Origin of the sequence: Enterococcus rotai (assembly GCF_001465345.1) — a bacterium.
Classification (GTDB): Bacteria; Bacillota; Bacilli; order Lactobacillales; family Enterococcaceae; genus Enterococcus_L; species Enterococcus_L rotai.
This window is the reverse complement of record NZ_CP013655.1, coordinates 3,165,056-3,187,448: the sequence shown is the minus strand read 5'-3', so window position 1 is coordinate 3,187,448 and position 22,393 is coordinate 3,165,056. Positions and strand designations below refer to the sequence as shown.

Annotated in this window: 23 protein-coding genes; 20 read left to right on the top strand and 3 right to left on the bottom strand. The window is 37.4% G+C overall.

The window, feature by feature from the left end; genetic code table 11:
* Positions 1-60: 60 nt before the first annotated feature.
* The 5 genes from guaD (at position 61) to ATZ35_RS14185 (ending at position 5,488) form a co-directional block, all read left to right on the top strand.
* Complete coding sequence (gene guaD, locus ATZ35_RS14205) at positions 61-1,431, top strand: guanine deaminase (RefSeq protein ID WP_208927811.1); 1,371 nt, start codon at positions 61-63, stop codon at positions 1,429-1,431.
* Positions 1,432-1,439: 8 nt separating this feature from the next.
* Positions 1,440-2,810: a uracil-xanthine permease family protein gene (locus ATZ35_RS14200; RefSeq protein WP_208927810.1), complete on the top strand. Its 1,371-nt coding sequence runs from the start codon at positions 1,440-1,442 to the stop codon at positions 2,808-2,810.
* Positions 2,811-3,003: 193 nt separating this feature from the next.
* Entirely contained in the window at positions 3,004-3,981 is a 978-nt protein-coding gene (gene guaC, locus ATZ35_RS14195) for a GMP reductase (RefSeq protein ID WP_208927809.1), read from the top strand.
* Between the two features lie 203 nt (positions 3,982-4,184).
* Positions 4,185-4,514 (top strand): PadR family transcriptional regulator, encoded by a 330-nt coding sequence (locus ATZ35_RS14190; RefSeq protein ID WP_086279283.1) that lies wholly within the window; start codon positions 4,185-4,187, stop codon positions 4,512-4,514.
* Entirely contained in the window at positions 4,514-5,488 is a 975-nt protein-coding gene (locus ATZ35_RS14185) for a permease prefix domain 1-containing protein (RefSeq protein WP_208927808.1), read from the top strand. Before ATZ35_RS14190 ends, ATZ35_RS14185 begins: the two co-directional genes overlap by 1 nt.
* 60 nt (positions 5,489-5,548) lie before the next feature.
* On the opposite strand, the gene ATZ35_RS14180 is transcribed toward ATZ35_RS14185, so the two are convergent.
* Positions 5,549-6,097, bottom strand: coding sequence for an ECF transporter S component (locus ATZ35_RS14180; protein ID WP_208927807.1), 549 nt, complete (start codon positions 6,095-6,097; stop codon positions 5,549-5,551).
* An 11-nt stretch (positions 6,098-6,108) separates the two neighbouring features.
* The gene (gene thiD / locus ATZ35_RS14175; RefSeq protein WP_208927806.1) at positions 6,109-6,933 is read right to left on the bottom strand and encodes a bifunctional hydroxymethylpyrimidine kinase/phosphomethylpyrimidine kinase; all 825 of its coding nucleotides are present in this window, start codon (positions 6,931-6,933) and stop codon (positions 6,109-6,111) included.
* 272 nt (positions 6,934-7,205) lie between these two features.
* Here thiD and ATZ35_RS14170 point away from each other — a divergent pair, with 272 nt between their 5' ends.
* The 8 genes from ATZ35_RS14170 (at position 7,206) to thrB (ending at position 15,855) form a co-directional block, all read left to right on the top strand.
* Positions 7,206-8,648: an aminotransferase-like domain-containing protein gene (locus ATZ35_RS14170; protein WP_208927805.1), complete on the top strand. Its 1,443-nt coding sequence runs from the start codon at positions 7,206-7,208 to the stop codon at positions 8,646-8,648.
* Positions 8,649-8,679: 31 nt separating this feature from the next.
* The gene (locus ATZ35_RS14165; protein WP_208927804.1) at positions 8,680-9,405 is read left to right on the top strand and encodes a nitroreductase family protein; all 726 of its coding nucleotides are present in this window, start codon (positions 8,680-8,682) and stop codon (positions 9,403-9,405) included.
* Positions 9,406-9,505: 100 nt separating this feature from the next.
* A complete protein-coding gene (locus ATZ35_RS14160) occupies positions 9,506-11,230 on the top strand; it encodes a phospho-sugar mutase (protein WP_208927803.1) in 1,725 nt (574 codons plus the stop codon).
* Positions 11,231-11,308: 78 nt separating this feature from the next.
* Positions 11,309-12,082 carry a pyrroline-5-carboxylate reductase gene (proC, locus tag ATZ35_RS14155; protein ID WP_208927802.1) on the top strand — a complete coding sequence of 258 codons (774 nt, stop codon included), beginning with the start codon at positions 11,309-11,311 and terminating at the stop codon, positions 12,080-12,082.
* A gap of 140 nt (positions 12,083-12,222) precedes the next feature.
* Entirely contained in the window at positions 12,223-12,510 is a 288-nt protein-coding gene (locus ATZ35_RS14150; protein WP_208927801.1) for an ArsR/SmtB family transcription factor, read from the top strand.
* A gap of 134 nt (positions 12,511-12,644) precedes the next feature.
* Positions 12,645-13,934 (top strand): homoserine dehydrogenase, encoded by a 1,290-nt coding sequence (locus ATZ35_RS14145; protein WP_208927800.1) that lies wholly within the window; start codon positions 12,645-12,647, stop codon positions 13,932-13,934.
* A gap of 2 nt (positions 13,935-13,936) precedes the next feature.
* Complete coding sequence (thrC, locus tag ATZ35_RS14140) at positions 13,937-14,995, top strand: threonine synthase (protein WP_208927799.1); 1,059 nt, start codon at positions 13,937-13,939, stop codon at positions 14,993-14,995.
* Positions 14,992-15,855, top strand: a complete 864-nt coding sequence (gene thrB, locus ATZ35_RS14135; protein WP_086444360.1) for a homoserine kinase — start codon at positions 14,992-14,994, stop codon at positions 15,853-15,855. Before thrC ends, thrB begins: the two co-directional genes overlap by 4 nt.
* Before the next feature lie 64 nt (positions 15,856-15,919).
* Here the strand turns inward: thrB and ATZ35_RS14130 are convergent, their stop codons facing one another.
* Positions 15,920-16,777 carry a pyruvate, water dikinase regulatory protein gene (locus ATZ35_RS14130; protein WP_208927798.1) on the bottom strand — a complete coding sequence of 286 codons (858 nt, stop codon included), beginning with the start codon at positions 16,775-16,777 and terminating at the stop codon, positions 15,920-15,922.
* A gap of 98 nt (positions 16,778-16,875) precedes the next feature.
* Here ATZ35_RS14130 and ATZ35_RS14125 point away from each other — a divergent pair, with 98 nt between their 5' ends.
* The 7 genes from ATZ35_RS14125 (at position 16,876) to ATZ35_RS14095 (ending at position 22,386) form a co-directional block, all read left to right on the top strand.
* Positions 16,876-17,304: a Fur family transcriptional regulator gene (locus tag ATZ35_RS14125; RefSeq protein ID WP_208927797.1), complete on the top strand. Its 429-nt coding sequence runs from the start codon at positions 16,876-16,878 to the stop codon at positions 17,302-17,304.
* A 207-nt stretch (positions 17,305-17,511) separates the two neighbouring features.
* Positions 17,512-17,688, top strand: a complete 177-nt coding sequence (rpsU, locus tag ATZ35_RS14120; RefSeq protein ID WP_002356740.1) for a 30S ribosomal protein S21 — start codon at positions 17,512-17,514, stop codon at positions 17,686-17,688.
* Positions 17,689-17,713: 25 nt separating this feature from the next.
* Positions 17,714-18,163, top strand: coding sequence for a GatB/YqeY domain-containing protein (locus ATZ35_RS14115; protein ID WP_086444361.1), 450 nt, complete (start codon positions 17,714-17,716; stop codon positions 18,161-18,163).
* Positions 18,164-18,325: 162 nt separating this feature from the next.
* Positions 18,326-19,294, top strand: a complete 969-nt coding sequence (locus ATZ35_RS14110) for a PhoH family protein (protein ID WP_208927796.1) — start codon at positions 18,326-18,328, stop codon at positions 19,292-19,294.
* 32 nt (positions 19,295-19,326) lie between these two features.
* Positions 19,327-21,525 carry an HD family phosphohydrolase gene (locus ATZ35_RS14105; protein ID WP_208927795.1) on the top strand — a complete coding sequence of 733 codons (2,199 nt, stop codon included), beginning with the start codon at positions 19,327-19,329 and terminating at the stop codon, positions 21,523-21,525.
* The gene (gene ybeY, locus ATZ35_RS14100) at positions 21,525-22,001 is read left to right on the top strand and encodes an rRNA maturation RNase YbeY (RefSeq protein WP_208927794.1); all 477 of its coding nucleotides are present in this window, start codon (positions 21,525-21,527) and stop codon (positions 21,999-22,001) included. Before ATZ35_RS14105 ends, ybeY begins: the two co-directional genes overlap by 1 nt.
* Complete coding sequence (locus ATZ35_RS14095) at positions 21,985-22,386, top strand: diacylglycerol kinase family protein (RefSeq protein WP_208930500.1); 402 nt, start codon at positions 21,985-21,987, stop codon at positions 22,384-22,386. The genes ybeY and ATZ35_RS14095 overlap by 17 nt, the downstream gene beginning before the upstream one ends.
* Positions 22,387-22,393: the final 7 nt, after the last annotated feature.

Here is a 22,393-nt window from a genome sequence, read left to right as displayed (position 1 = left end):
GATTAAAAACGAATTATTGTATATAATACTCTTTGTATCGTTACGAAGGGAGCCCTTATTTTGTTTAATTTTGTTGTAAAAGGAACTGCATTTTCAAGTGTTGATCCAAAAAATGTTAACACATTTGAAAACTGTCTATTTTGTATTTCAGAAACAGGTGTAATCGGCAAGATTATTGCCCCAGAATCAGAAGAATATGATCAGATTATTGAAGAGTATTCGGCAAAAAATAAATTTCAAGAATTGGCGCCAGATCAATATATCTTACCCGGATTTATCGATCTTCATATCCATGCTCCACAGTGGGCACAAGCTGGTACGGCGCTTGATTTGCCATTATATGACTGGCTCAACACGTACACCTTTCCGTTAGAAGCAAAATTTGCTGATGGAGACTTTGCCGAAACCGTCTATTCGGATTTAGTGACTAAGTTGATCAAAAATGGGACAACAACTGCTTTGTATTTTGCCACGGTTCATCGAGAAGCAAGTCGACGCTTGGCAGAAATTTGCAGTGAAAAAGGTCAAAGAGGCTTAGTGGGTAAAGTTGTGATGGACGATCTAGAACAAAATCCTGCTTACTATCGAGATGCAACGACGGCTGTAGCTCTTGAAGAAACAGAATTATTTATTCAAGAAGTATTAGAATTGAATAAAAAAACACCACAAGGAGTATATCCAGTTGTCACTCCCCGATTTATTCCAAGTTGTACTGACGACTCTTTGAAAGGATTAGGTGCTTTAGCCGCTAAATATGATGTTCACATTCAATCACATTGTAGTGAGAGCGATTGGGCGCATACTTTTGTGCAAGAGCGTTTTGGAAAAAATGATGCATTTGCTTTAAATGATTTTGGGTTAATGACAGAAAAATCAGTGATGGCCCATTGTGGCTTCCTTTCCGATGAAGATATGAAGTTATTTGCTGAGAAAGGGACGGCAGTTGCTCATTGTCCGATTTCCAATGCATACTTTGGTAATGCCGTTACTCCAGTTGCTAAATTATTACATGAACATCAAGTAGAAGTAGGTCTAGGAAGTGATATTTCTGGCGGGTTTTCTCCAAGTTTATTTGACAATATTCGACAAGCAGTAATGTCTTCTAGAATGTTAGAAGATGGCGTAGATAAAAGTTGTTGCAGTGAAAAACGTGGGGTTTCTGGGTCAAGTATTACCTTGAATGAAGCTTTTTATCTCGCAACTGCTGGTGGTGGTGAATCACTAAGTCTGCCAATTGGAAAAATTGCTGTTGACTATGCATGGGATATTCAAATTATTGACAGTAAAGAGTTACCTATTTTTTCAGAAGAAGAACCTTTAATGACTATTTTTCAAAAAATTCTGTATTTATCTCGACCTAAAAACATTGATGAAGTTTGGATTCAAGGAAGAAAAGTTCATGATAAAAATAAAAAAGAGCTAGAGGTGTGAAAAGTAAAATGACAGAAAATCAAGTGAAAACATCCAAATTAACCGTAGGACCCAATGATGATCTATCGATTGGACAGTCAGCACTTTTAGGAATCCAACATGTTTTAGCAATGGATGTCTATGTTGTGCCGTTTATTATTGCATCGATTATTGGTTTGACAACCAAAGAATCATCTGCACTTATTCAGGCTACTTTCATCGCTGCAGGGGTTGCAACGATCATTCAATCTTACTTTTGCATGAAATTACCCGTAGCACAAGGACCGTCTTTTATTCCAATTGGCGCTATTGCAGGGATTTATTTTGCAAATAATCAAAATGGAAACGGCTGGGGGACTGTTTTAGGCGCTAGTTTGATCGGGGCCGTCTTAGTCATTATTTTAGGATTAACAGGTATTTTTAATCGTTTGATCAAAGCTTTTGTACCGCCCATCGTCGGTGGCACTATTATTTTTATTGTCGGCTTATCATTAATGCCGGTAGCGTTGAATGACAATGTTTTCATGGCATCTGGAGATTTAGGTCAAAATATTTTATTGGCAGTGATTGCAGCTGTTTCACTTGTGTTGTTTGCGATGATCGGATCGCAATTTCCTGGGAAAGGGCGGATTTTCCGAATATCTTCTGTGATTTTAGCTTTGGTTATTGGCTGTTTAGCAGCACAGTTTATGGGAATCCTTGATTTATCTCAAGTTAAGAATGCACCGCTAGCAAGTGTTCCTCAAGTGCCGTTTGTAGATTTTCACTTTTCATTTGATCTGTCTTCAATTTTGACGATGATCATTATTTATGTTGTATTAATGGCTGAAACGACAGGAACTTGGTTTGCAGTCAGCAATGTTTGTGAAGAACCTTTAACAGATGAAAATATCAATCGCGGAGTGGTCGGAGAAGGAATCGGCTGCCTGATCTCATCCATGTTGGGAACAACACCAGTAACGGGCTATTCTACGAATGCTGGGATTATTTCGATTACAGGAGTTGCAAGTAAAAAAGTATTTGTAGCGGCTGGCGCATGGTTTATCGTATTTGGTTTATCTGGAAAGTTATCGACTTTGATTTCTTCAATTCCGGCACCTGTGATCGGTGGCGTTTTTGTGATTGTTTGCGGAATCATTTCGATTAGTGGGATGAAAGTCATCAAAGAAGTTGAAATCAATGAAAAAGCCATGTATGTGATTGCGATTCCAATGATCTTAACCTTGGCGTTGACCTTGATTCCTAAAGAATTTATTCAATCACTCCCATCATTTTTACAATATCTATTTGGTTCATCAGTTGCAACAGCATCGATTGCTGCAATTCTGTTAAATCGTCTTTTACCTGAAGAAAAAATTGAAGAACAAATAACGAAACAGAAAGAAATAAAGGCTGTCTAAAAAAGACGGAAATCTTTTTTGAATCAAAACACGAACAATACCCTTTTAGTTTATGTGTTTTTCGGCATTTACCTTTGACATTTACAAATGGATGGTGTAAATTGACATAGGTGCTTGAAAATGCGAACTATTAATGGTTTAATGTTCGTGTTTTTGCGTGTTTTTATTAGAACCTATTAGGAGGCAATACAGTATGAAAGTTTTTGATTACGAAGATGTCCAGTTGATCCCAAATAAGTGTATCGTGAGCAGTCGTTCAGAATGTGATACAGTTGTAAAATTAGGGAAACATACCTTTAAAATGCCAGTGGTACCTGCGAATATGCAGACGATCATTGATGATGAAATTGCAGAATTTTTAGCTAAAAATAATTATTTTTATATTATGCATCGTTTCGATGAAAATGCACGTATTCCATTTATCGAAAAAATGAATGCCAAAGGCTTGATCACATCTATCAGTGTAGGTGTAAAGGAAGCGGAGTATGGGTTTGTAGAAGAATTAGCTAAACGTAATTTGGTTCCTGATTATGTAACGATCGATATTGCACATGGTCATTCAAATGCCGTAATCAATATGATTCAGCATTTGAAAAAACATTTACCAGAAACGTTCGTTATCGCTGGTAATGTGGGAACACCTGAAGCGGTTCGTGAGCTAGAAAATGCAGGAGCAGATGCAACAAAAGTCGGCATTGGTCCTGGTAAAGTTTGTATCACTAAAATCAAGACAGGATTTGGAACTGGCGGTTGGCAATTAGCAGCACTACGTTGGTGTGCAAAAGCAGCTAGAAAACCAATTATTGCTGATGGCGGGATTCGTACGCCAGGTGATGTAGCAAAATCAGTACGCTTTGGCGCAACGATGGTGATGATTGGCTCATTATTTGCAGGTCATGAGGAATCACCAGGTGAAACAAAAGTAGAAAACGGGGTTGTTTATAAAGAATACTTCGGTAGTGCTTCTGAGTTTCAAAAGGGTGAAAAGAAAAATGTTGAAGGAAAGAAAATCTGGATTCAGCATAAAGGTAGTTTGGCGGATACGCTAGTAGAAATGCAGCAAGATTTACAGTCTTCCATTTCATATGCTGGTGGCCGTGATCTTGAAGCGATTCGTAAGGTAGACTATGTGATCGTTAAAAATTCAATATTTAATGGTGATACAATTTAATCAAAGAGTTCTCTTCCTTTGATCACCAAGCATTGCGTATCATCAACTCAGCAATCAGCCGCTGGATTTTGCAATAAAAAAGGAGCGTATTTTACGCTTCTTTTTTATTTTGATTATTTTTACTTTACCTGTCGTAGTAATCGTGCTATGATAATTACAACGACAGACGTAGTACATCAGATGGAGTAATCGGAGGTGATTCAATGATCGGAAGTGATGCAATCAGAGGCTATAACGATACATTTATCTTGTCTGTATTGCAGGAAGGTGATTCATACGGCTATGCCATTTCTAAAAGAATCACAGAAATTTCTGAGAATAACTATTCAATTAAAGAAACGACACTGTATTCAGCCTTTAATCGTTTAGAAAAAAATGGATTTATAGCCTCTTTTCCAGGTCAAATCACACATGGAAAAAAAAGAACATACTATAAAATCACAACATCTGGACAAACCTATTTAGAGGAAAAGATAGCGGAGTGGACACTTACAAAAAAAGTGGTTGAACGCTTCATCAAGGAGGAAAAGTAATGAAAACAATCAGGGATTATATTGACAGTTTATTTTTGGGAGTAGCAGAAACAAGCCAAACGAAACAATTGAAGGAAGATCTATTAGCTAGTGCCGAAGACCGATATGAAGATTTGAAAGGTCAAGGAAAATCCGAGAACGAAGCAATCGGCGGCGTGATTGCAGAATTTGGTTCAATCGATGAACTATTGGAAGAAATGAATATTAAACAAGAATTTATTGATGAGAAGGGCTACGAATTAAATGAAATCACTATTGACGAATCAGTTGATTTTCTTAAAGTGTATCATAGAGCTGCGACAATGATCGGTTTAGGTGTGGCGTTTATTATGTTAGGAGCAGCAGCCTTTTTTGTTAGTATAGAATTATATGGTGAAGGCGTTGCAGAGGGCTTCGGGCTGTTGTTTATTTTCTTAGGAGCAGCAATTGGCGTTCCGTTATTTATCATTGCAGGCACAACTATCGCTAATACAAGTAAAAAATTGGATGATCGCTTGATTTCGATTCAAGTTAAAAACGAAATGAAAAAGAGAAAAGAACTGTTTCAGCGCTCCTTTATTTTCTGTATGGTTGCTGGAGTGGTGTTGTGTATTTTATCTGTAATACCTGTTGTCTTTTTCGAAACATTGTATGGCGCAGAATTTTTTGGTATTGCTTGTCTTTTAGTGTTGGCTTCCTTTGGTGTCTTCTTTTTTATCTTTGGAGGCGTGATCATGGGAAGTTTCACTAAAATGCTAGAACAAACCTATTTTATTTCAGATGATGGAAAGCCAGGTCCTAAAGCAATAGCAGAACGAAATAGCAGAAGACCTGCATGGTTTGAAACGTTGGAAAAAATCTACTGGCCGATTATTGTAGGAATCTTTGTATGTCAGGGGTTACTATTAGGAAATTGGGGAATAAACTGGGTGATTTTCCCAGTTTCAGGAATCATTTTTTGGGTGCTTGAAAGCATTTTTACTAATGATAAATAGAAAAACTTCGCTTAAGTTGGTTATTTTACCAAATTAGGCGAAGTTTTTTTGTTTGGTTCTCTAAAATGATTGCCTTGTAAAAATGACGTCCATTGCTTTTTTCAATGGGAAATAAGCGAGCGTTACAATCACAATTGTCGTAACTACATTAATAAATGTTGCAGGTAATTTTGATAGGGCGCTTGCAAAAGCCACATTAACATCAGCACCAGCTAAGAGGCCCATCACAGTATTCTTAATTTGAGTCATAATGATTTTAGCAAAGCCGGTTACTGTAGCTATCACAATGATTTTCCAAATAGCATCGAGATTATGGTGGAAAAACCAAATAACCAAAGCAGCAGCACCGCCAACAATAAAACTTTCTAGAATAAAATAAGGTGCTTCAGCGGCAAAGCCATTTAAAACATCAAAAATTGCAAAACCTAAGCCACCAGCTAAAGCGCCTTTTTTATAACCAATCAAAAGAACGGCTAACAATAAAACAGAATTGCCTAAATGAGCAAAAGCGCCAGTAGGCATAGGGATTTTGATCATTGTGCCAAGAACGGTTAAGGCTGCAAATAAACCAACTAGCACAATAGACGTTGTTGAACTTTGTTTATTCATTTGATCGCTCCTTAATTTTCGGTCATTCTGTCGGAAGCATGATTGTATGCACCATGCCAGACATGCCCAAGAAATGGATTGATTTTTTGTCCATTTTTAATTGCTGCAGCTACGAATTTTTTAGCTAAGGCAACGGCTTCAACAACTGAATAACCTTTGGCAAGACCAGCAGTTACTGCAGCAGCGAACGTACATCCTGCTCCGTGATTATAATCAGTTGAAAATAGTTCACTTTCAAAAATAGTAAAATCAGTTCCATCATAAAAAAGGTCGACGGCCTTATCCGTTTTTAAGCGGTGGCCACCTTTGATGACAACATTTTTTGGTCCTAAATCAAGAATCTTTTTAGCAGCTTCTTTCATTTGGTCGATGGAAGTCAAATCACCCATTCCAGATAAAATCCCTGCTTCAACTAAATTAGGCGTGGTCACAGTTGCTTTTGGTAAAAGTAAACGAGTCATCGCTGCCACATTTTCTGGTTGTAATAATTCACTAGTCCCTTTACAAGCCATAACTGGATCGATCACAATATTATCCATAGCAAATTTATCAATATAAGTGCGAGTGATTTCAATCGCTTCGATTGTTCCAAGCATCCCTGTTTTCATCGCATCAAGAGCGCCGCCCGCAAAAATAGTTTTCAATTGCTTTTCTACTAAATCAGGCTCGATTGGTGTTACTAAATGACTCCACCCTTCATCAGGATCCATGGTTACAATGCTAGTTAAAGCTGAAAAACCAAATGTTCCATACTCCTCAAACGTTTTTAAATCCGCTTGAATTCCTGCACCGCCGCTAGAATCAGAACCAGCAACTGTTAATACTTTTTTGATCATCTTTCAACCTCTATTCAGAAAATATTTTGATATACGTATTGTAAAACAAACATCAGTTGACAAAAACAGCCAATTGGGTTATTTTCAGGTCATCCAATTGCTGCGAAACACAAAGAACGAAGTGATTTGATGTTGAGCAGTACAAGACGAGCAAAGGGAGAGTTGATCCATTGAAACACAAAGAACGAAGTGATTTGATGTTGAGCAGTACAAGACAATCAAAATAAGAGTTGTACTTTTAAACTACCAAATAAAATACAGGAGGCAAAACCATGTGGTCACTAAAAAAAGAAAAAGGCGTACCAGTCTACGTAAGTATTATCGAACTAATTTTAAGCTACATAAAAAACGGTGACCTACTTCCCGGCGAACGTTTACCTTCAGAAAGAAAACTAGCCGCTTACTTTCAAGTCAATCGCTCTACAGTCGTTCATGCTTTAGACGAATTGGTTGCACTAGGTTGGATCGTCAGAAAACAAGGAAGCGGTACAATTGTTAATGAAGGGAAATGGGGCATTAGCACCACGCCAAGAACGGACTGGCGTCGTTATCTAGAACAAAATGTATTTGCTAAAGTTGATCCATACACAGAACAGATCGAAAGATTGATCAAACAGTCTGATCATGACGTTTTAGATTTGTATACAGGTGAATTACCATTAGATCTAATTCCGAGTTTTTCATTTCCACCACTGACCTGGAAACATTTTTTAGAAGAAGAACAACAAGATGATCTAGGCTATTATCCTTTGCGACAAGCAATTAGTAATGAAACGGAAAAGGAATATGGCTTTTCTCTTTCTCCAGAAAGCCTTTTGATTACTTCTGGTGCACAGCAAGCACTATTCTTGATTTTGCAAGTACTGTTGCAATCGGGTGACAGCGTTGCAATTGAAGACCCATCTTTTCTTTATGCGCTACCCATTTTTCAAGCAGCCGGGATCCGCCTTTACGGAGTGAATATGGATCAAGAAGGTATCGATCTGCTCTCATTGGAAAAAGTGATTCGTCAACATCGAGTCAAGATGGTTATGGTCAATCCGTCATTTCAAAATCCTACCGGTAAAACAATGTCGATGAAACGTAGAAAAGCACTTGTTGAACTTTGTCAAAACTACCAAATACCGATTTTAGAAGATGATGTTTTTGCTAAATTAAATTTTGTTCCCTCAGATAAAATTCAGCCGTTAAAAAAATTAGATCCAGAAAATGTGCTCTATATCGGCTCGCTTTCAAAGATTCTTGGTTCGACAACCAAAATTGGCTGGTTAAGTGCGCCCACCTCTGTTAATCAACAGTTAGCTGAGGCTAGAAAAATGATGGATTTTTCATTAAGTATCTTTCCGCAGTTATTAGCAAATTTAGCGCTAACTGATGAAAATTTTCCGACTAAGGTTTTGTCTCTGAAACAAAAGTTAGAACAAAGAGGAAAAGCTGTATTTCAACTACTAGATCAATTACCAGAATGGGAAGTTACGATGCCAGAGGGTGGTTTTTATATTTGGGCAAAATGGAAGCAGGGGAAACTAGAACAAAAAGACTGGGCTATTTTTTTACAAGAAAGATTATTGATTGCCCCTAGTTTCTTTTTTAGTGAAAATCAAGACAGTATTCGGATCAATTTTTCTAGAGTAGATGAAACAAATTTCCCACTATTTGAAACGAAATTACGAGAGATAACTAAAAAAATGAGTATGGACTCAAACAGACTATGATAAAATAGAAAAAAAGGAGGGATTCGCTATTATGAATCAAACGATTGAATTATTACAAAATCGCCGCAGTTATCGTGATTTTGACGAAAATTATGTTATACCTCAAGCTCAATTACAAGCAATATTAGATGCGGCAAGACAGGCACCTAGTTGGATGAATGGTCAATTTTACAGTATTATCGTACTTCAAGACAAGCAAATCCGTGAACAGTTAGTAGAATGGAATCCAGGGAATCCTCAAATCAAGAAAAGTTCGGTTTTTTTACTTTTTATTGGAGATCTCCATCGTTCGAAGATGGTCAGTGAAGCATATGATAGCACTTACCCTATAAATGAAAGTATCGAACCAGTTATCTTAGCAACAACAGATGCCGCCTTAGCACTCGAAAATGCAGTCATTGCTGCGGAAAGCTTCGGGTTAGGATCTGTCGTCGTCGGAAGTATTCGCAAACATGGAAAAGAAATTAGCAGATTACTAGAACTACCGGAACATACATTTCCACTATTTGGGTTAAGTATTGGACAACCAATCGTAGAAATGCAGGTCAAACCACGCTTACCAGAGACAACTGTCATTCATTATAATAAGTACCAACCATATGTGTATCAATTGATTGAAGAATACGATCAAACGATGGAAAACTTTGCAGAAGCACGAGAAACCAAACGCTGGAGTCAAAAAATTTCCGATTTCTTTGCTACTGAACCTCCAATGCTTACAGATCAACTCTTGCAAATTCAAGGCTTGTTAAAGTAATTACCTGAAGGAGTAAATTTTAGGCATCGCTTTCCTCAAAAGCGCTAGAATGATATACTTATTAGTGGGTAAGAAAACAAATGATAAAAGAGGTGCTGATATGTCTTGGGAACAAGTCTATGAACAGTGGATAAATGAAGAAAATATACCAGAAAATCTAAAAAAAGAATTGAAAGATCTAAAAGAAGATCCTGAAAAATGTCAAGATGCCTTTTATGCACCATTAGAGTTTGGCACGGCAGGGATGCGCGGCATTTTAGGTGCAGGGATCAACCGAATGAATATTTTTACGATCCGTCAAGCAACTGAAGGGTTAGCCCGTTTTATGGATGCTGAAGGAATGGAAACGAAAAGACGGGGAGTGGCGATTGCTTATGATTCACGCCACATGTCACCAGAATTTGCAATGGAAGCTGCTAAAACATTAGCAAACCATGATATTCCGGCTTTTGTCTTTGAAAGTTTACGACCAACACCTGAGCTGTCTTTTGCTGTTCGTCATCTCAATGCTTTCTCTGGGATCATGATCACAGCCTCTCATAATCCGGCTGCGTATAATGGTTATAAAGTTTACGGTGCAGATGGTGGACAAATGCCACCCGCTGATGCTGATGCATTAACAAAGTATGTTCGCGAAGTCGAAAATCCATTAAAAGTTGATGTTTTAGCTGAAGACAAGGCAAAAGAGCGTGACTTAATTTCAATCATTGGGGAAGAAGTCGATACTGCTTACTTGAAAGAGATCAAAAACGTTACGATCAACCAAGAATTAATCAATGAAATGGGGAAAGAATTGAAACTGGTTTATACCCCTTTACACGGTACAGGTAAAATGTTAGGTGAAAAAGCATTAAAGCAAGCTGGCTTTGAAAAATTTGTACTTGTTCCGGAACAAGCAATCGCTGATCCAGATTTCACAACAGTCAAATCACCAAATCCAGAAGAACATTCTGCTTTTGAATATGCTATTCGTTTAGGTGAAAAAGAAGATGCTGATTTATTGATCGCCACTGATCCAGACGCGGATCGCTTAGGCGCAGCAGTTCGGTTACCGAATGGTTCATATCAAGTTTTAACAGGGAACCAATTAGGTTCGATTATGATTCAATACATTTTAGAAGCGCACAAACAAGCAGGTACGCTACCAGAAAATGCCGTTGTCTTAAAATCAATTGTTTCTAGTGAATTAGCTACAGCAATTACAGCAAAATACAACACAAAAATGGTTGATGTTTTAACAGGATTTAAATTTATTGCAGAAAAAATCGAGCAATATGAAGCCGATCATTCTCAAACATTCATGTTTGGTTTTGAAGAAAGTTACGGATATTTAGTAAAATCGTTTGTTCGTGATAAAGATGCCATTCAAGCACTGGTTTTATTGGCAGAAGTTGCGGCTTTCTACAAAAAACAAGGAAAAACACTTTATGATGGACTACAAGATATCTTTAAAGAATATGGCTATTTTGAAGAAAAAACAATTTCTGTTACATTGAGTGGTATCGAAGGCAGCGAAAAAATCAAAGCCTTGATGAAAAGATTCCGCGAAGAAGCACCTACCGCGTTTGCAGATATCAAAGTAACTCAAACAGAAGATTTTAAAGAACTAACGAGAACCTTTGCGGATGGTAAAGTCGAATCCTTAACAACGCCACCTTCAGATGTGCTAAAATACTTTTTGGAAGATGGAAGTTGGATTGCTATTCGTCCATCAGGAACGGAACCTAAGATTAAGTTTTATTTAGCTACTAAAGCTGCTTCACAAATAGAAGCAGATCAAAAAATCAAGAATTTTGAGCAAGCAGTCAATGAGATAACCAAATAAAATGATTAGGACTGAAAAAAACTGGAAATCAGTGTTACTTCAGTCCTTTCATTTGTAAATTTATAAGGAGTGATGGATATGAACATTGGATTTATTGGAGCAGGTCACATGGGTAGTGCGATGATCGAAGGTTTGTTAAGAGCCAAAACAGTAGCGCCAGAAAACTTATTCGTAAAAGGCGGTTCAAGCGGAACTGCTGAAGCACTTCAAGAAAAACTCGGATTTCAATTGATCAAAGAATATGATGCACTGAAAGCATGTAAGGTGATTTTCATTGCAACTGGGGCTAGCATTGTACTAGATATTTTAAAACAAGCAGCACCATTTATGGCCAAAGATACCATTCTTATTTCAGTGGCTACCGGTCATACAGTGGCAGAAGCTCAAGCTGTGTTAGGTGAAACAATCCATGTTGTCCATGCGATTCCCAACACGCCCGTGAGTGTCAATGCAGGCATGATCGGTGCCGTTTTTGCAGATATGCCAGCACCAACAAAAGCAGAAGCCGTTCGTGTGCTAAAGTCTTTGGGAAAAGTTGAAGAAGTTAGCGAAACTATTTTAGGTACCTTTGGAACTGTTGCTGGATGTAGCCCAGCCTTTGTAGATATCTTTATGGAAGCCTTAGCGGATGGCGCTGTCTTGGAAGGAATGCCTCGCGCACTTTCTTATGAAGTTATTGCTCAAATGATGCTAGGCTCTGCGAAATTAGCATTAGAAACTAAAAAGCATCCTGGTGAATTAAAAGATGGTGTAACCTCTCCTGGCGGTAGTACGATCAAAGGCGTTACAGCTTTAGAAAAGAATGGATTTAGATACGCTGTGATTGATGCAGTTAAACAAGCAAATAGTTAATAAAAACAAGTGAAAAGGCAAGTAGGGCTTTGATTTGCCCTACCTGTTTTTTTGATTTCGTTTAAAAGAAGCAAATATAGCCTCTTTTAAAAAAAGTTTGCTATAATAGTCAAGAGGAAAAAAGGAAAGGAAGCTCAGCAATGAAAGAAATAGATGAGATTCAAAAAGTAAGTCAGTTATACAAAGTGTTGAGTGATCCGACAAGATTGCGGATTTTACTTTTGTTAAAGCAAGGCGAGTTAAACGTAACAGCAATTGCAGAGCAACTTTCGATGGAACAATCGGCAGTTTCTCACCAACTAAAATTATTACGTGATAGCCATGTAGTGAGATCAAGACGTGAGGGGAAAACAATTTATTATACATTGGATGACCATCATGTTATCGATATTTTGAATCAAACATTTGAACATATCAAACATCAGTAATCTATCTTTTTCTATGATTCCTTTGGGAAATTCACAGAAAAGGGTAGTTTTTTTTTCGGCATTTCGTTATACTAGAGACATGTTTTATTAGAAGAAAATGAAATGTTTCTAATTTTATAGTTGGAGGAAGAAGAATGAAGGACAAACTGAAAATTGGTTTACTTGGACTGGGGACTGTAGGCTCTGGTGTACCAACCATTTTACAAGAACATCAAGAAAAAATATCTCAAGTAACAGGGATGGAGATCGTTATTTCAAAAGCACTAGTACGAGATGAGGAAGAAAAAAGACGTCTGGCTGAGAAATTTGATATTCACCTCACGACAACTATTGAGGATATTATCAATGATGACGAAATCAAAATCGTTGTAGAATTAATAGGAAAAGTTGAACCAGCTAAAACCTTCATTACCAAAGCACTAGAAAATGGTAAACATATTGTGACTGCAAATAAAGATCTTTTGGCGCAACATGGGAGTGAACTTGTAGCGTTAGCACAAAAAAATCATTGTGATTTGTACTATGAAGCGAGCGTGGCAGGCGGTATACCGATTCTACGTACAATTGCGAACAGTTTAGCTGCTGATAATATCCAAAAAGTTTTAGGCATCGTAAATGGTACGACCAACTATATGTTGACACAAATGGTTTCAGCAAAAAAATCATACGACCAAGCGTTAAAAGAAGCGCAAGAATTAGGCTTTGCTGAATCTGATCCAACGAATGATGTCGATGGGATCGATGCAGCTTATAAAATGGTGATTTTAAGCCAATTTGCTTTTGGAATGAATATTAGATTGGATCAAGTCGATACACGTGGAATTCGCGGATTATCGTTAGATGACGTTGAAATGGCTGCCGATTTAGGGTACGAAGTGAAACTAATTGGTTCTTCTGAAAGTCAAGAAGGTAGTATTGCTGTTGAAGTAGGGCCGATGTTAGTGGCTAAATCCCATCCGATTGCATCTGTTCGCAATGAGTTTAATGCCGTCTTTATTGAAAGTTCAGGTGTTGGTGAATCAATGTATTATGGACCGGGAGCGGGTGCTAAACCTACTGCTACAAGCGTGGTAAGTGATATTATTACGATCGCTAAAAATATCCGTCTAGGAACAACTGGACATATGTTTAATTCCTATCAACACGATACTAAAATCGCCGCAGATGAGACGATTTCTGGGAAGTATTATTTCTCGATCGAAGTACCGGATCGTCGTGGTCAAATTTTGAAGTTGACGCAAATTATGACGGAAGCCAATGTTAGCTTCGATCAATTAGTTCAGCAAAAATCTGACGGAACTAGAGCAAGAATCGTTGCAATCACTCATACCATTACGAAAGAACAAATGAAACAAGTGACGAAAGAAATCGAATCCACTGAAGAATTCGAACTATTAAATACATTTAAAGTATTGGAGGACTAAAGATGTACGAAGGACTATTAAAACAATATAAGGAATATTTACCAATTACAGATAAAACACCCATGATTTCTCTGGCTGAAGGAAATACACCGCTGATTCCTTTACACAGTTTATCAAAAGAATTAGGAATCAATCTATACGGAAAATATGAAGGGTTGAATCCAACCGGTTCCTTTAAAGACCGCGGTATGGTCATGGCCGTAGCTAAAGCTGTTGAAGAAGGGGCTAAAGCAATCGTTTGTGCCTCTACAGGGAATACAAGTGCTGCTGCTGCCGCTTATGCTACAAGAGCTGGTGTTAAAGCGTATGTGGTCATTCCAGATGGGAAAATCGCAATGGGTAAATTAGCTCAGGCCATCATTTATGGGGCAGATATTATTTCGATTCCAGGTAACTTTGATGAAGCCTTAAAAGCTGTACGAGACATCGCCAAAACAGAAGCAGTTGCTCTTGTGAATTCTGTTAATCCTTATCGTTTAGAAGGTCAAAAAACAGCGGCTTTTGAAGTTTGTGAACAACTTGGACAAGCGCCAGACGTTTTAGCAATCCCTGTTGGAAATGCTGGGAATATTTCAGCTTATTGGAAAGGGTTTAAAGAATGGCATGATAAAAAAGGAACTCTTTTACCTAGAATGCACGGTTTTGAAGCAGAAGGTGCTGCAGCAATCGTAAAAGGAGAAGTGATTGAACAACCTGAGACAATTGCAACAGCTATTCGCATCGGTAATCCAGCTAGCTGGAAATTAGCAGAAGCTGCACGTGATGAATCAAATGGTTATATCGATTCTGTAACAGATGAAGAAATTTTGAATGCTTATCGCAAAGTTGCTGCTCAAGATGGCGTATTTGTTGAACCTGGATCTGCCGCTTCATTAGCTGGTGTGATCCAACATGTGAAGAGTGGGAAAATCAAACCAGGTGAAACCGTAGTAACAGTTTTCACTGGAAATGGTCTGAAAGATCCTGATACAGCGATCAATGCAACAGATGTAAACATCTCTAAAATGAGTGATTTAGAAGAAATGCGGATGCATTTGCGTAATGGAGTGTCAGAACTATGAAAATAAGAATTCCCGCAACCAGTGCAAATCTAGGTCCGGGTTTTGACTCATGTGGGATTGCGTTGTCGCAATACCTGAATATCGAAGTGGTCAAAAATGCTGAAGAATGGAAAATCATCCATTCTTTAGGTGCGGATATTCCAAGTGATAAAACGAATCTATTGATTCAAACCGCATTGAAAATAGCACCTGACCTTTCACCTAAAGTTTTGAAGATGACATCGGATATTCCTTTAGCTAGAGGGTTAGGCAGTAGTTCTAGTGTGATAGTCGGCGGTATTGAGCTTGCTAATCGCTTAGGTAATTTGAACTTATCTCAAAAAGATAAAGTACAAATAGCGACTGAGATGGAAGGTCATCCAGATAATGTTGCTCCCGCTATTTGCGGCGATTTTGTTGTAGCTAGTTATGTTGATGGTGAAGTTTACTCTGTTAAACATCACTTCCCAATGTGCGATGTGATTGCTTATATTCCTGAGGCTCACTTATTGACCTCTGAAAGCCGTAGCGTATTGCCAGCTTCAATTCCATATAAAGAAGCGGTGCAAGCAAGCTCAATCGCAAATGTGATGATTGCGGCGATTTTAAATGGCAACTTGCCTTTAGCTGGTTTAATGATGGAAAAAGACCGGTGGCATGAATCATATCGCAAAAAATTAGTGCCACATTTGGAGCAAATCCGGGATCTTAGTCACAAGGTTGGAGCTTACGGCGCATTTCTAAGTGGAGCAGGACCGACTGTTTTAGTGATCTCGCCAGAAGAAAAAACAACTCAAATGGTTCGAGAGTTGGAAAAATTACCTCATTCGGCTGCTATCAATGTACTATCGATAGACCAAGAAGGGATTCAAGTATTTTAAATAAAAAAAGAGCATGATTGAAGGCGAAAAATAACCTTCAATCATGCTCTTCTATTTGGACTTGTTATGCTTCGGGTGACTCTGTTGCATAATAACTATGATCTTCCAAATTCAACGCATTTAAAATCATTGATGCTGTTTCTTCAATTGATAAGGAGGCCACATTGATCACGACACAGCCCAATTTTTCATATAAATCGTTAGCAAAGGCTAATTCTTTTCTGATCTTTTCAATATCGGAGTAAGAAGTATTCGCTGGCAAGCCATAAGTTCTCATTCGTTCTTTACGAATGCCGTTTAAGATATCAGGATCATTTGTTAAACCAACAATTTTCTTAGGATTTGTTTCCCACAATTGTTTTGGCAGATGTGCCTCGGGAATCAATGGAAGATTGGCTACTTTCAAATTTTTATTGGCTAAAAATAGGCTGAGTGGCGTTTTTGATGTTCTAGAAACACCTAGTAAGAGCACGTCCGCCTCTAAGAAACCTCTCGGATCTTTCCCGTCATCATATTTGACTGCAAATTCCATTGCTTCGATTCGTTTGAAATAATTTTCATTTAAATGATGCAATGCACCAGCTTCTCTAGTTGGTGCAATGCCTGTCAATCGTTCGATCTCAGCTACTGGCGGTGTTAATATATCAAAGTGATATAAATTATTTTCTTCAAAAAAATCATTCGCAATTTTAACTAAGCGATCATTTACGATTGTATGTAACACCATGGCATTTTCACGTTTGGCATCTTCAAGGGCTTTTCTCAACTTTTCTTCTTCTTTAGCAAATGTTCGTCTAAATAGAGAAAAGTCAACGGTAGGGTATTGTGCCATAGAAGCTGCAGCTAATTTCGAAGCTGTTTCGCCAGCCGAATCGGAAATAACAAAAATTGTCACACATTTTTTTTCTTCATTTATTGTCATAATTTGATTCCTCTCTTGCTTTTTTTATAAATTTATTATACCATACCTTCATAAATCTTATTCGTAATGATTCTGATTTAAGAATTGGAGGATCTAAAATGGTACAATCTAACTCGAAAGTAGAACAATCTTTAACCGTGATGAAAGAGCATGGCTTGAAATATACTAAAAAGAGAGAAGCGATGATTACCTACCTTATTAGAAGAAATCGTTATATCTCAGCAAGAGAAGTTTATGAGTTTATGAATCAGGAATATCAAGGTGTGAGTTATGATACGATTTATCGTAATTTACATGATTTTGAACAGTTGAATTTGTTGGAGACAACAGATTTAAATGGAGAAAAAAAATTTCGCTTTCATTGTTGTCAAGAAGTAGGACATCATCATCATTTTATTTGTACGGTTTGTGGCAAAACAAAAGAAATTCATATGTGCCCAATGGATTTTTTTAAAGAACAATTGAGCGGCTGTGAAATTGAAGGACATCGATTTGAGATTTTTGGTCGTTGTGAAGAGTGTAGATGATCATTTTTTTCAGAAAAAAACATGAATATTGCATAAGAGTGTAAAACTTTACTCATTTTGGTACTTTTTTATGCATTTTTTCAATACAAAGGTTGACGTTAAAATAACCATTCGATATAATGTAACAAGAACGGTATTTTATTTATGTTAGATAACTCATAAATATAAAAAACGGTTACTTTTTAAGCTCGGAGGGAGGGAATTAACATGTCAAAAACTGTCGTTCGTAAAAACGAATCTCTTGACGATGCTCTTCGTCGCTTCAAACGTTCCGTTTCAAAAGCGGGTACTTTACAAGAATCTCGTAAACGTGAATTCTACGAAAAACCAAGTGTAAAGCGTAAGAAAAAATCTGAAGCAGCTAGAAAACGTAAAAAATTCTAGTTTTCGATGAATTGGAGTTGGTTGTATGTCATTACTAACAACATTGAATGACGATATCAAAACAGCAATGAAGTCAAAAGATAAAGATACTTTATCCGTACTTCGTATGTTGAAAGCAGCCATTCAAAATGAGCAGATTAAAGCTGGCCGTGATTTGGACGGAGAAGAAGAGTTAACAGTTTTATCTCGTGAGATGAAACAACGCAGAGACTCTTTATCAGAGTTTGAAAAAGCGGGACGTGACGATCTTGCTGACAAAGTGAAAATCGAAATCACAATTGTTGAAAAATATATGCCCAAGCAACTTTCAGAAGAAGAGATTCGTCAGATTGTTCAAACGGCAATTGATCAGACCGGTGCGACTTCGCCAAAAGAATTTGGTAAAGTGATGGGTGCTGTAATGCCAGAAGTTAAAGGCAAAGCAGACGGAAATCAGGTCAATGCAATTGTAAAAGAATTACTACAAGAGAATTAGACAAAAAAACCAACGGGATTCCGTTGGTTTTTTTGTCTAAATTAAGCAAAGTAGAGCCAGATGTTACTTTGAATTGTTAGATTTAATCCCGCTCTCTTTTTAATAAATAAATAATATGGTATGATTGTAAGGAATGAAAAAAATAAAGGAGATGGGCATTTTTTGACAGAAAATCAGTCGATATCTTTGGAATTGAAGTTAAACGATTCTGACGATGTTAGTATGCTTTTAGGAACCCATGATAAACATATAAAATACTTAGAAGATAATACAGCTGTAACAATCAACACACGTGGTGAGACGATTCAATTGCTAGGCGAAGAAGCAGAAGTACAGTTGGTTGCTTCTGTGGTAAGAACATTACAAGTCTTGATACAGCGCGGTATTAAAATCAGTACGCCAGATGTCGTTTCAGCTTTGAAAATGGCAAAAAATGGTGAACTGGATACATTTGTTGCGATGTATGAAGAGGAGATCTTAAAAGATCACCATGGCCGAGCAATTCGTATCAAAAACGTAGGACAGAAAAAATATGTTGAGGCGGTAAGAAAACGAGATATTATTTTTGGAATTGGCCCTGCAGGAACTGGTAAAACATTTTTAGCAGTCGTAATGGCTGTGTCTGCATTAAAAAAAGGCGAAGTCCAAAAAATAATTTTAACGCGTCCCGCTGTTGAAGCCGGAGAAAGTCTGGGATTTTTACCTGGCGACTTAAAAGAAAAGGTAGATCCCTATTTACGCCCGGTTTATGATGCACTGTACCAAGTTTTTGGTATGGAGCATACAAATCGCTTAATGGAAAGAGGCGTAATCGAAATTGCACCATTAGCTTATATGAGAGGTCGGACTTTAGATGATGCTTTTGTGATTTTAGATGAAGCACAGAATACGACCATTGCTCAAATGAAAATGTTTTTGACTAGACTGGGTTTTAACTCAAGAATGATCGTTAATGGCGATACGAGCCAAATCGATTTGCCTAAAGGTGTTGCTAGCGGGCTGATCCATGCAGAAAAAACGTTACAATCAATCGATAAGATTGCATTTGTTCATTTTGATGCTGGCGATGTGGTGAGACATCCAGTTGTTGCTCAAATCATTCGAGCGTATGAAAAGGAAAGTCAAAAATAGAGTAAAACCTGCGGAAAGGAGTGAAAATTCCGTTGAAGTATTCGTTATTAAAATTACGTGACAAATTAGGGAAAGCCTATATTCCACTACTGCTACTTATATTTTCCTGTTTTTTATTTATCATTATGTTTGGCAGTGTTCATCAAAAGAAAGTCGAGATAAAAGAAGGACAACTAGCAGAAAATACAATTCGAGCAAATAAAAACGTGGAAAATACGTATGAAACAGCTCAGAAGAAAAAGCTAGCAGCTGAAGCTGTTACTCCAGAATACATTTATCAAGAAGAAACAGCTGATGTTCAGCATAAACGTATTGAAAAGCTCTTTAAGTTGATCGTGACAGCAAATGAAAAAACAGATAAAGACTATCAAGAAAAGGTCGCTAAGGCAAAAAAAGATGAAACGATTCCTAAGCCGACGATAGAGGAAAGAGTCGCTAATTTAAAGGCTCAATTTGAAGCGTTGGATCAAGATGAAGTCGCTTTTTATCAAAAATTTCCCAATGTTTTTTATCAAAATATTTTCTCATTAGATGCAGCTCAGATTCAACAAGTAAAAACCGAAAGTTTGAAAATCGTAGACGAGAAAATGAAAGATCATGTTCGTGAAGCTGATTTAGATACTGTTCGTCAAAGTGCGATTGAAAAGATTCAATTTCTTGATGTTACCGGAACGATGCAACAAGAAATTCGTTATATTGTGAACCAAGGAATCGTGGCAAATGATTTTGCCAACGATAAAAAGACAAAAGAACTACGTCAAAATGCGATGGATGCCATTCCGCCTTCAATGATATATCAAGGTGAAATCATTGTTCGTGAAGGCACTCAAATTGATAGTAAAGCGATGGAAAAACTTGAGTTGTTGGGTATGACAAATCAAAGTACTTCTTTGTTTCCTATGGCTGCGTTGACACTAGCAATTGTTTTACAAGTCTTAGTTTTACTGTTTTTCACTAAGCAAGTTACAGAAGAGGGCCGACGTAGACATTTTGTATTATTTTATGTAGGAGCAATGTCTTTAAGTGTTGTGTTGATGAAGTTTTTCCAAATCTTCCAAACAGAACAAATGATGTATATTTCTTTGTTCTTCCCAGCAGCCTTTACACCACTAGTCCTAAATTATTTTGTTAGTAGACGAGCGGGTGTTTTAGCAGCTGTTTTCCAAGTGATTTTTTCACTGTTTGTGTTTTATAATGCTATTGGAACCAATACATTGACCGTAATTATAGTGAGCTATATGTTTTCTGGGTTGCTAGCAACTGTAGTTAAACGAACTCGTATTAGTGAGCAAGGCTTAGTTGCCGTATTCTGGGTAATCATTTTTCCAGTTTGTCTAGATTTTGTTTTGATGATTTATCAAGGGATGAGCTTTTTTGATGGTAAATCATGGACGATGATGATTTGTGCACTTGCTGGGACTGTTTTGGCTTTCCTTGCAACAATGGGACTTCATCCATATATCGAATTACTTGTAACTGATGATAGTGTGATTGTGTTAAACGAGCTAAGTAACCCGAATCATCCACTATTAAAACAACTACTTGAAGAAGCTCCTGGAACGTATCATCATAGTATGATGGTAGCAAGCTTGAGTGCCAATGCAGTAGCTGAAATCGGTGGTCGTTCATTACTGACTCGTGTTGCTTGTTATTATCATGATATTGGTAAAATCAAGCATGCAAATTTCTTTGTTGAAAATTTACCGGCAGGCGCAGAAAACCCGCATAATTTTTTATTACCTGAAGATAGTAAACAGATTATTTTTGGTCATGTTATTGATGGAGCTAAGATATTGGAAGAGTATCATATGCCTGAAATGGTGATCGATATTTGTCGCCAACATCATGGGACCACGTTAATGAAGTTTTTCTATGTTAAAGCCAAAGAACGTAATGCAGATATTTTAGAAGCGGATTTCCGGTACCCAGGTCCTAAACCTCAAACAAGAGAAGCTGGGATCGTAAGTATTGCAGATACATGTGAAGCGGCGGTTCGTGCAATGGATCATCCGACAAACGAAAAAATTCAAGCTTTTGTTCATAATGTTATCCAAGATCGGATTTCAGATGGACAACTAGATGATTGCGGCTTAACCATGAAAGAGATTCGGATTGTTGAGAAATCTTTAGTAAGTGGGTTGTGCAGCACATTCCATTCAAGAATCAAGTACCCAAAAATGAAATCAGAAGCGCAAGAAATGAAAGATGAACAAGAAAAGAGAGATGACTAATGGACATTTCATTCATTGATGAAACAACGAATTTATCAAAAGATAATTTAGAAGAAGTAGAAAATCTGTTGCAGTTTGCAGCCGATTTTCTGAACATATCTAAGGATACAGAAATGTCCGTGACCTTTATGGATAATTCTGGCATTCAAGTAATAAATCGAGATTATCGAGGCAAAGATGCCCCAACAGATGTTATCAGCTTTGCGTTGGAAGAAGAAGGGGAAGACGAATTACCGATTATTTTTGACGATGAGACGGAAGCCTTCCCTAGAAACCTTGGGGATATTATGATATCAACTGAACGCGCTGCAGAACAAGCGGTTGAATACGGTCATTCGTTTGAACGTGAATTAGGTTTCTTGGCTGTGCATGGTTTTTTACATTTAAATGGTTATGATCACATGGAACCTGAGGATGAGAAAGAAATGTTTGGTTTACAGAAAGAGATCTTAGATGCCTATGGACTCAAAAGATAAGCGGACAGTGAAAAATAAGCATTTTATAACATCCTTAGAGTTTGCTCTTCAAGGAATTAAAACGGTATTTAAAGAAGAACGGAACATGCGAACACATATTTTTATGGGGATAATTGCGATTATTTTCGGTTTCATTTTTCGATTAGTGCTTTCAGAATGGCTGTGGCTGTTGTTAGCAATTTTTCTGGTATTGGTGATGGAAATCATTAATACTGTTTTTGAGAACGTCGTCGATATGGTGACGGATTTTCACTTTCATCCAATCGGGAAAAAAATCAAAGATATGGCAGCAGGTGCAGTTCTTTTAACAACCGGATTTGCTGTAATCGTGGGAATGTTACTATTTGTTCCTAAAATTTGGCAAATATTACAAGACTTTTTATAGAGGAGAG